Consider the following 10134-nt stretch of genomic DNA (forward strand, 5'->3'; position numbering starts at 1 on the left):
GCGTGATTAACCATCGAGAGGGGAAAAAATGAGAACGCATTCTCGCATGTCGAGCGGTGAGGGCAAAGGCGCTTGGTCAGCAAATTCCTCTAACTCCTTTAATTAAATGAATTTTTTTCAAAAAGGATTTGACGACCTTCGGAGCGCTCTATACTATTCGTCGCACTTGTCGGGCACAGCCTAGCACTGGTTAAGAAGGTGAAGCGGAATCAAGGTTCTGCGACACTGGAAAGCACTTAGTTTGTAGTCCTTTAAGAGTACAGATTAATAAGGCGCCCGTAGCTCAGCTGGATAGAGCATCCGCCTTCTAAGCGGATGGTCGCAGGTTCGAGTCCTGCCGGGTGCGCCATTAGGCAGCTTTGGCACAAGTAACGCGATATGGTGGGCGTAGCTCAGTTGGTAGAGCACGGGATTGTGACTCCCGTTGTCGTGGGTTCGATCCCCATCGTCCACCCCATATTTCGAAAGGCGCCAGATGTAACAGTCTGGCGCCTTTGCTTTAAAAGCTTCATCCGCGGATGTGGTGGAATTGGTAGACACACTGGATTTAGGTTCCAGCGCCGCGAGGCGTAAGAGTTCGAGTCTCTTCATCCGCACCAATTAAAGCTTCATTCATGTCTTCGGGCTGGTGAGGTTTCAACAAAGAAGTTGTTTGGCTTTTTTGTTACGCAATATGGTGGGCGTAGCTCAGTTGGTAGAGCACGGGATTGTGACTCCCGTTGTCGTGGGTTCGATCCCCATCGTCCACCCCATATTTCGAAAGGCGCCAGATTTAACAGTCTGGCGCCTTTTTTGTTTTAGCGCTTCTGAAAACCGGTGATTGCCGGTTTCGGGGTGCAGGGGCAGGGCGCTTCGTCGTATTTATGTTGCTCGATGATGCTGCGCTGCTCGCCGGGCTTGCTTGCAAGAGCGGCCGTCAGGGAGTGATTGGCAGTCTCTTCTATATATAGAAGCGGTTGGCGCAGAGCCCTGGCGTGATTGGTTGTATTCGCCTGTGGGACGCGCTGCATTGGTGTGGCGGTCCCGATAATATGCCTGCTGTTTTTTTACCCGTTTTCAGTAGGGTGACTTCTTGAGTTTGACCCACTAGAATGCATGCCCTTGATTCTGGGGTCGGAAACGGCCGGCTAACGTCTGTGCAACGAGGAATATCCATGCAAGTTTCTGTTGAAAATACTACTGCTCTCGAGCGCCGCATGAGCGTCACCGTGCCGGCAGAGCGCATCGAGACTCAGGTCAACAAGCGTCTGCAGCAGACTGCCCAAAAGGCCAAGATTGCTGGCTTCCGTCCAGGCAAAGTGCCAATGAGCGAAATCAAGCGCCGTTTCGGTGCTGATGCTCGTCAGGAAGCGGTAGGCGACGTGATCCAGTCCTCCTTCTACGAAGCTGTGGTCGAGCAGAAGCTGAACCCGGCAGGTTCGCCATCGATCGAGCCTAAGTCGCTCGAAGCTGGCAAAGACCTGGAATACGTTGCTGTATTCGAAGTGTTCCCTGAGTTCACCGTTGCCGGTTTCGACGGCATCACCGTTGAGCGCCTGAGCGCTGACGTGGCTGACGCTGACCTGGACAAAATGCTCGACATCCTGCGCAAGCAGAACACTCGTTTTGAAGTGGCCGATCGCGCTGCCCAGAACGAAGACCAACTGAACATCGATTTCGTTGGCAAGGTTGACGGCGAAGTATTCGCTGGCGGCTCCGCCAAGGGCACTCAACTGGTGCTGGGGTCCGGTCGCATGATCCCGGGCTTCGAAGAAGGCCTGGTTGGTGCTAAAGCCGGCGAAGAGCGCGTTCTGAACCTGACCTTCCCTGAGGACTATCAGAACCTGGACCTGGCCGGCAAAACCGCCGAGTTCACCGTGACCGTCAACACTGTGTCCGAGCCTAAGCTGCCAGAGCTGAACGAAGAGTTCTTCGCTCAATTCGGCATCAAGGAAAGCGGCATCGATGGTTTCCGCACCGAAGTTCGCAAGAACATGGAGCGCGAACTGCGTCAGGCGATCAAATCCAAGGTCAAGAATCAGGTAATGGACGGTCTGCTGGCCACCAACCCGATCGAAGTGCCTAAGGCGCTGCTGTCCAACGAAGTTGACCGTCTGCGCGTGCAGGCTGTTCAGCAGTTCGGTGGCAACATCAAGCCTGATCAATTGCCGGCCGAGCTGTTCGAAGAGCAAGCCAAGCGCCGCGTCGTGCTGGGCCTGATCGTCGCTGAAGTGGTCAAGCAGTTCGACCTGAAGCCTGACGAAGCTCGCGTTCGCGAAATGATTCAGGAAATGGCTTCGGCTTACCAAGAGCCTGAGCAGGTTGTGTCGTGGTACTACAAAAACGAGCAGCAGCTGAACGAAGTGCGTTCGGTTGTGCTGGAAGAACAAGTTGTGGATACTGTTCTGCAGAAAGCTAGTGTGACCGACAAAGCGGTCTCTTACGAAGAAGCAGTCAAGCCGGTAGAAGCTCCAACAGCCGACTGATTGAATTTGCGTTAAGAAGTACACACCATAAGCCAGCTCTCGAGCTGGCTTATGCGTATTCAAGACATAACTATTTGGGAGCGACTGCAGAGCATGTTCCGTAATTCTTATATTCAGCAGAACTCTGATATCCAGGCCGCCGGCGGCCTGGTCCCGATGGTTGTCGAGCAATCTGCTCGTGGCGAACGCGCCTATGACATCTATTCGCGCCTGCTCAAGGAGCGAGTGATCTTTCTGGTTGGTCCGGTAGAGGACTACATGGCCAACCTGATCTGCGCGCAACTGCTGTTCCTTGAAGCGGAAAACCCGGACAAGGACATCCATCTTTACATCAACTCCCCGGGCGGTTCGGTGACTGCAGGCATGTCGATCTACGACACCATGCAGTTCATCAAACCGAACGTGTCGACCACCTGCATCGGCCAGGCCTGCAGCATGGGTGCATTCCTGCTGACCGCAGGTGCCCCGGGCAAGCGTTTCTGCCTGCCGAACTCGCGCGTGATGATTCACCAGCCACTGGGCGGTTTCCAGGGCCAGGCGTCGGACATCGAGATCCATGCCAAGGAAATCCTCTTCATTCGCGAGCGTCTGAACACGCTGATGGCCAAGCACAGCGGGCGTACTCTGGAAGAAATCGAGCGCGATACCAATCGCGACAACTTCATGAGTGCAGAAGCTGCGAAGGAATATGGCCTGATCGACGAAGTGATCAACCAGCGCCCAGCTTAAAATAAGCAGCTCAAAATAGGCTTGGTCGGCTTGTCTGATCAGCGGCGGGCTTGAAAAAGCCCGCAATAGCCTTCATCTTGTGTTGCAAGCCTATCGGATTTGGATCGAACGAATGACTGACACCCGCAACGGCGAGGACAACGGCAAGCTGCTCTATTGCTCCTTCTGTGGCAAAAGCCAGCATGAAGTGCGCAAATTGATTGCCGGCCCCTCGGTCTTTATCTGCGACGAGTGCGTCGACCTGTGCAATGACATCATCCGTGAGGAGGTGCAGGAAGCCCAGGCCGAAAGCAGCGCGCATAAATTGCCTTCGCCTAAAGAAATCAGCGGCATCCTTGACCAGTACGTCATTGGTCAGGAGCGTGCCAAAAAGGTTTTGGCCGTAGCGGTGTACAACCACTACAAGCGCCTGAACCAGCGTGACAAAAAGGCTGACGACGTCGAACTCGGCAAGAGCAACATCCTGCTGATCGGCCCGACAGGCTCCGGTAAAACCCTGCTGGCCGAAACACTGGCCCGCTTGCTGAACGTTCCGTTCACCATTGCCGACGCAACCACCCTCACCGAGGCGGGTTACGTGGGTGAAGATGTCGAGAACATCATTCAGAAGCTGCTGCAGAAGTGCGATTACGACGTAGAGAAGGCCCAGATGGGTATTGTCTACATCGACGAAATCGACAAGATTTCCCGCAAGTCCGACAACCCGTCGATCACCCGGGACGTTTCCGGTGAAGGCGTGCAACAGGCCTTGCTGAAGTTGATCGAAGGCACGGTCGCTTCCGTACCGCCGCAAGGTGGTCGCAAGCACCCGCAGCAGGAATTCCTGCAGGTCGACACCCGTAACATCCTGTTCATCTGCGGTGGTGCGTTCTCTGGTCTGGAAAAGGTTATTCAAAACCGTTCCACCAAGGGCGGCATCGGCTTCAACGCGGAAGTGCGCAGCAAGGAAGAAGGCAAGAAAGTCGGTGAATCCCTGCGTGAAGTCGAGCCTGACGATCTGGTCAAGTTCGGTCTGATCCCGGAGTTCGTCGGTCGTCTGCCGGTCCTCGCGACGCTGGACGAGCTGGATGAGGCTGCGCTGATGCAGATCCTCACCGAGCCGAAAAATGCTCTGACCAAACAGTATGCCAAGCTGTTCGAGATGGAAGGCGTGGATCTGGAATTCCGCACAGACGCGCTGAAATCGGTCGCCAAGCGTGCCCTGGAACGTAAAACCGGTGCCCGTGGTCTGCGTTCGATTCTCGAAGGTGTACTGCTCGACACGATGTATGAAATCCCCTCGCAGTCCGAGGTGAGCAAAGTCGTGATCGATGAAAGCGTGATCGAAGGCAAGTCCAAGCCACTGTATATTTACGAGAACAGTGAGCCGACAGCCAAGGCAGCGCCGGACGCGTAAGCGTCCAGTCTGCTGGAATAAAGAAGGGGCCTTCGGGCCTCTTTTTTTTTATGTCATTTTTTACATCCGCTTAGCGCTTGTTTTTTTTCAAGGCAGCCCCCATCTTGGTTTCAAGCTCAATTCCATCTGATTACGGCCATATGGCCGCCGTAGAGGCGAAATCATGAAGACAACCATCGAATTGCCTCTCCTGCCATTGCGTGATGTCGTGGTTTATCCGCACATGGTTATCCCGCTGTTCGTGGGGCGCGAGAAATCCATCGAAGCCCTCGAGGCCGCGATGACGGGCGACAAGCAGATCCTCCTGCTGGCCCAGAGAAACCCGGCTGACGACGATCCCGGTGAAGACGCTCTCTATCGCGTAGGTACCATCGCCACTGTTCTACAGCTTCTGAAGCTGCCTGACGGCACCGTAAAGGTTCTCGTCGAGGGTGAGCAGCGTGGCACCGTCGAACGCTTCAGCGAAGTCGACGGCCACTGCCGTGCTGAAGTTTCGCTGATTGAAGAAGTCGACGCTGCCGAGCGCGAATCCGAAGTGTTCGTGCGCACGCTGCTGTCGCAGTTCGAACAATATGTGCAGCTGGGCAAGAAAGTCCCGGCTGAAGTCCTGTCGTCGCTCAACAGCATCGATGAGCCGGGTCGCCTGGTCGACACCATGGCGGCGCACATGGCGCTGAAAATCGAGCAGAAGCAGGAAATCCTCGAAATCATCGATTTGTCGGCCCGGGTCGAGCACGTTCTGGCGTTGCTGGATGCCGAGATCGATCTGCTGCAAGTCGAAAAACGCATTCGTGGCCGCGTCAAAAAGCAAATGGAGCGCAGTCAGCGCGAGTACTACTTGAATGAGCAGATGAAGGCCATTCAGAAAGAACTCGGCGACAGCGACGAAGGCCACAACGAAATCGAAGACCTGAAAAAGCGTATCGACGCTGCCGGTCTGCCGAAAGACGCGTTGGCCAAGGCCACGGCCGAGCTGAACAAGCTCAAGCAGATGTCGCCGATGTCCGCTGAGGCCACGGTGGTGCGCTCGTACATCGACTGGCTGGTGCAAGTGCCGTGGAAGGCGCAAAGCAAGGTTCGCTTGGACCTGGCGCGTGCAGAAGACATTCTCGATGCCGATCACTACGGCCTCGAAGAGGTCAAGGAACGTATCCTTGAATACCTCGCCGTGCAAAAACGCGTGAAGAAAATCCGTGGCCCGGTGTTGTGCCTGGTCGGTCCTCCGGGCGTGGGTAAAACCTCGCTGGCAGAGTCGATCGCTCACGCCACCAACCGCAAATTCGTGCGCATGGCCCTCGGTGGCGTGCGTGATGAAGCGGAAATTCGCGGTCACCGTCGGACTTACATCGGTTCGATGCCGGGAAGATTGATTCAAAAGATGACAAAAGTGGGTGTGCGCAACCCGCTGTTCCTGCTCGATGAAATCGACAAAATGGGCAGTGACATGCGTGGCGACCCGGCATCGGCATTGCTGGAAGTGCTCGATCCAGAGCAGAACCACAACTTCAACGACCACTATCTGGAAGTCGATTACGACCTTTCCGATGTGATGTTCCTGTGCACCTCGAACTCGATGAACATCCCGCCGGCGCTGCTCGACCGGATGGAAGTGATCCGTCTGCCGGGCTACACCGAAGACGAGAAGATCAACATCGCGGTCAAATACCTCTCGCCTAAACAGATCGCCGCTAACGGTCTGAAGAAGGGCGAGCTGGAATTCGACGCAGAAGCGATTCGCGACATCATCCGTTACTACACCCGTGAAGCCGGTGTGCGTGGCCTCGAACGTCAGATCGCCAAGGTCTGCCGCAAGGCTGTTAAAGAGCACGCACTGGAAAAACGCTTCTCGGTGAAAGTGACAGCTGATCTGCTGGAGCACTTCCTGGGTGTGCGCAAATTCCGCTACGGTCTGGCCGAACAGCAGGATCAGATCGGTCAGGTGACCGGCCTTGCCTGGACACAGGTGGGCGGCGAATTGCTGACCATCGAAGCCGCGGTTGTGCCGGGTAAAGGTCAGTTGATCAAGACCGGTTCGCTGGGCGATGTAATGGTCGAATCGATCACTGCTGCGCTCACTGTAGTGCGCAGCCGCGCCAAGAGCCTGGGCATTCCTCTGGACTTCCACGAGAAGCGCGACACGCACATCCACATGCCGGAAGGGGCGACCCCGAAGGACGGCCCTAGCGCTGGTGTAGGCATGTGCACGGCGCTGGTGTCGGCATTGACCGGCATTCCGGTGCGCGCCGATGTCGCCATGACCGGTGAAATTACCCTGCGTGGTCAGGTGCTGGCAATTGGTGGTCTGAAGGAAAAATTGCTGGCGGCTCACCGCGGCGGAATCAAGATTGTGATTATTCCGGAAGAGAACGTGCGTGATCTGAAGGAGATTCCTGACAATATCAAGCAGGATCTGCAGATTAAACCGGTTAAATGGATTGACGAGGTCCTGCAAATTGCGCTGCAATACGCGCCGGAGCCCTTGCCGGATGTGGCTCCGGAGATAGTTGCCAAGGACGAAAAACGTGAGTCTGACTCTAAGGAAAGAATTAGCACGCATTAATACGCTTTTGACTGGGGGGCTTCCTTGACAGTTTTTTAGAGCCCTTGTTATAAAGCGGCTCTTAAGTGTCTGTAGGCCATTCAGCACTCGTTTTTGCTTTCACCAAAAAACTTAGAATCATCTCAAAATAGATATAAGGGGACTTAGAGTGAACAAGTCGGAACTGATTGATGCTATCGCTGCATCCGCTGATATCCCGAAAGCTGCTGCTGGCCGTGCGCTGGACGCTGTAATCGAATCCGTCACTGGCGCTCTGAAGGCTGGCGACTCCGTTGTTCTGGTTGGTTTCGGTACTTTCTCCGTGACGGACCGTCCGGCTCGAACCGGTCGTAACCCTCAGACCGGCAAGACTCTGGAAATCCCGGCTGCCAAGAAGCCAGGTTTCAAAGCCGGTAAAGCACTGAAAGAAGCTGTTAACTAAGTTTTCAGGTTTTTACCCATCCGGGTCGGGGTCATGCCTGACTTGGCAGCGGAGCGGTAGAGCAGGTCGCTGAAACAGTGGCCTGTAACGCCGGGATCGAGGGTTCGAGCCCTGTCCGCTCCGCCAGTTACGAGAAGGCGCATCCTCGGATGCGCCTTTCTTCTATCCGGATTCTACCCACGCTCCACGGTTGCCTAATTTTGAAGTTCAACCGTTTCTGGGGGACGCATGCTGCAGAATATCAGGGACAATTCACAAGGCTGGATTGCCAAGACCATTATCGGGGTCATCGTTGCACTGATGGCTCTGACCGGTTTCGACGCCATTTTCCAGGCCACGACTCACAAGAATGAGGCGGCCAAGGTCAACGGTGAAGAAATCAGCCAGAACGAACTGAGTCAGGCCGTTGATATGCAACGCCGTCAGTTGATGCAACAGTTGGGCAAAGACTTCGATGCTTCCTTGCTTGATGAGAAAATGCTGCGCGAATCGGCCCTCAAGGGTCTGATCGATCGCAAGCTGCTGCTGCAAGGCGCCGAACAAGCGAAATTCGCTTTCTCCGAAGGCGCACTGGACCAAGTGATCCTGCAAACACCTGAATTTCAGGTGGACGGCAAGTTCAGCTCCGAGCGCTTTGACCAGGTGATCCGTCAACTGGGTTACAGCCGTATGCAATTCCGCCAGATGCTGGCTCAGGAAATGCTGATCGGCCAACTGCGTGCCGGTGTGGCTGGCAGCGGTTTCGTCACCGACGCTGAAGTGTTGGCATTTGCCCGTCTGGAAAAACAGACCCGCGATTTCGCCACCCTGAACGTCAAGGCTGACCCGGCAGCGGTCAAACTGACCGACGACGAAGTCAAGGCGTACTACGACGAGCACGCCAAGGAGTTCATGACTCCGGATCAAGTGATCATCGATTACGTAGAACTGAAGAAGTCTTCGTTCTTCGATCAGGTTGCGGTCAAGGACGAAGACCTGCAGGCGGCGTATCAGAAAGAGATCGCCAACCTGTCGGAACAGCGTCGTGCCGCGCACATTCTGATCGAAGTGAACGACAAGACCACCGAAGCTCAGGCCAAGGCGAAGATCGACGAAGTCCAGGCGCGTCTGGCCAAGGGCGAGAAGTTCGAAGCGCTGGCCAAGGAGTTCTCGCAGGACCCGGGTTCGGCCAACAACGGTGGTGACCTCGGTTATGCAGGTCCGGGTGTTTACGACCCGGCGTTCGAAAAAGCCTTGTACTCCTTGTCGAAAGACCAGGTGTCCGAGCCGATTCGTACTGACTTCGGTTACCACTTGATCAAGCTGCTGGGTGTGGAAGCGCCTGAAGTGCCGACTCTGGCCAGCCTGAAAGACAAGCTGACCCGCGAGCTGAAAGCCGCACAGGTCGAGCAGCGTTTTGTCGAGGCGACCAAGCAACTGGAAGACTCGGCGTTCGAAGCGTCTGACCTGGCTCAGCCAGCGGCGGATCTGAAGCTGACCGTGCACACCTCCAAGCCGTTCGGCCGTGAGGGTGGCGAAGGTGTTGCGGCCAACCGTGCCGTGGTCACCGCAGCGTTCAGCACTGAAGTGATCGACGAAGGTGCCAACAGCACCGCCATTGAGCTGGATCCGGAAACCGTGATCGTGCTGCGTTCCAAGGAGCACCTGAAGCCTGCGCAACTGCCGCTGGAAAGCGTGAATGTGGCTATCCGCACTCAGTTGACCAAAGAGCACGCCAGTGCGGCTGCCAAGACCAAGGCCGAGAAGCTGATTGCTGATCTGCGTGATGGCAAGGCGCCGTTGGACAAGGCAGTTGAGGGTCAGAACTGGAAAGCCACCGAAGCGGCCACTCGTGGTCAGGAAGGTGTTGATCCGGCGGTGCTGCAGGCGTTGTTCCGTATGCCGAAGCCGGCTGCCAAGGACAAGCCGACGTTCACCAGCGTGACGTTGCCCGATGGCAGTCTGATGATCGTGCGTCTGAATGGCGTTAACGAAGCGGCTGCGCCGACGGATGAAGAGAAGGTTCAGTACCGTCGTTTCCTTGCTTCGCGTGAGGGGCAGCAGGACTTTGCGGCGTATCGCAAGCAGTTGGAAGCTCAGGCTGAGATCAAGCGGTTTTGATGGTTGACTGAGATGTAATGTGAAAGCCCCGGCCTGAATAGGTCGGGGCTTTTTTTTTGCGCTGGGTGGCTGGGCGTGGCGGCCTTTGGGCCGGCCATGCTGCGGGTGTTTTTTATGAATATCCGTTTCTGCGGGTGTTGCCGCTGGCGGTTCCGCCCTTACGGCGGGTCACTTTGGCAAACGCCCCAAAGTAACCAAAGGTCTGTGCCCTGACGTTCGGCCCGCTCGCTGGGGCTCGGGGTTCCTTCGCTCCGGGATCGATCCGGGGGCATCGCCTACGGTTTGCTTCGCTGCACCTCCTTTCGATGTGTTCGACTTCGTCGAACGGTCGCTGCGCTCCCACCCCCGGATCAATCCCTCCACTCAGCCTGCCGACGGGCCTTAAGATCAAGAGCTGCAGCCGAGCTAACGCTCATCCTGTTGAGTGGGGCGGCTTTGCCGCGTGGGCGGTATACAAATTAAC

General features: G+C 55.9%; 6 protein-coding genes and 4 tRNA genes. All 10 read left to right on the forward strand.

Features of this window, described 5'->3' with window-relative positions; genetic code table 11:
* Positions 1-272 precede the first annotated feature (272 nt).
* The 10 genes from ACM6IN_RS13915 to ACM6IN_RS13960 all read left to right on the forward strand — a co-directional run bounded on the left by ACM6IN_RS13915 (position 273) and on the right by ACM6IN_RS13960 (position 9671).
* Positions 273-349, forward strand: a tRNA-Arg gene (locus ACM6IN_RS13915).
* A gap of 32 nt (positions 350-381) precedes the next feature.
* Positions 382-457: transfer RNA gene (locus ACM6IN_RS13920), tRNA-His, on the forward strand.
* 57 nt (positions 458-514) lie between these two features.
* Positions 515-599, forward strand: a tRNA-Leu gene (locus ACM6IN_RS13925).
* Positions 600-676: 77 nt separating this feature from the next.
* Positions 677-752 (forward strand) — tRNA-His (locus tag ACM6IN_RS13930).
* Positions 753-1154: 402 nt separating this feature from the next.
* Positions 1155-2465 (forward strand): trigger factor, encoded by a 1311-nt coding sequence (tig, locus tag ACM6IN_RS13935; protein ID WP_007917329.1) that lies wholly within the window; start codon positions 1155-1157, stop codon positions 2463-2465.
* 93 nt (positions 2466-2558) lie between these two features.
* Complete coding sequence (gene clpP, locus ACM6IN_RS13940; protein ID WP_007951559.1) at positions 2559-3194, forward strand: ATP-dependent Clp endopeptidase proteolytic subunit ClpP; 636 nt, start codon at positions 2559-2561, stop codon at positions 3192-3194.
* Between the two features lie 112 nt (positions 3195-3306).
* Complete coding sequence (gene clpX, locus ACM6IN_RS13945) at positions 3307-4590, forward strand: ATP-dependent Clp protease ATP-binding subunit ClpX (RefSeq protein ID WP_003223632.1); 1284 nt, start codon at positions 3307-3309, stop codon at positions 4588-4590.
* Between the two features lie 163 nt (positions 4591-4753).
* Positions 4754-7150, forward strand: a complete 2397-nt coding sequence (lon, locus tag ACM6IN_RS13950; RefSeq protein ID WP_007917325.1) for an endopeptidase La — start codon at positions 4754-4756, stop codon at positions 7148-7150.
* A gap of 148 nt (positions 7151-7298) precedes the next feature.
* The gene (locus ACM6IN_RS13955) at positions 7299-7571 is read left to right on the forward strand and encodes an HU family DNA-binding protein (RefSeq protein WP_003183171.1); all 273 of its coding nucleotides are present in this window, start codon (positions 7299-7301) and stop codon (positions 7569-7571) included.
* Between the two features lie 228 nt (positions 7572-7799).
* Positions 7800-9671, forward strand: coding sequence for a SurA N-terminal domain-containing protein (locus ACM6IN_RS13960; protein WP_007917317.1), 1872 nt, complete (start codon positions 7800-7802; stop codon positions 9669-9671).
* Positions 9672-10134 lie beyond the last annotated feature (463 nt).

Source organism: Pseudomonas sp. IT-P395 (assembly GCF_949767675.1).
Taxonomy (GTDB): domain Bacteria; phylum Pseudomonadota; class Gammaproteobacteria; order Pseudomonadales; family Pseudomonadaceae; genus Aquipseudomonas.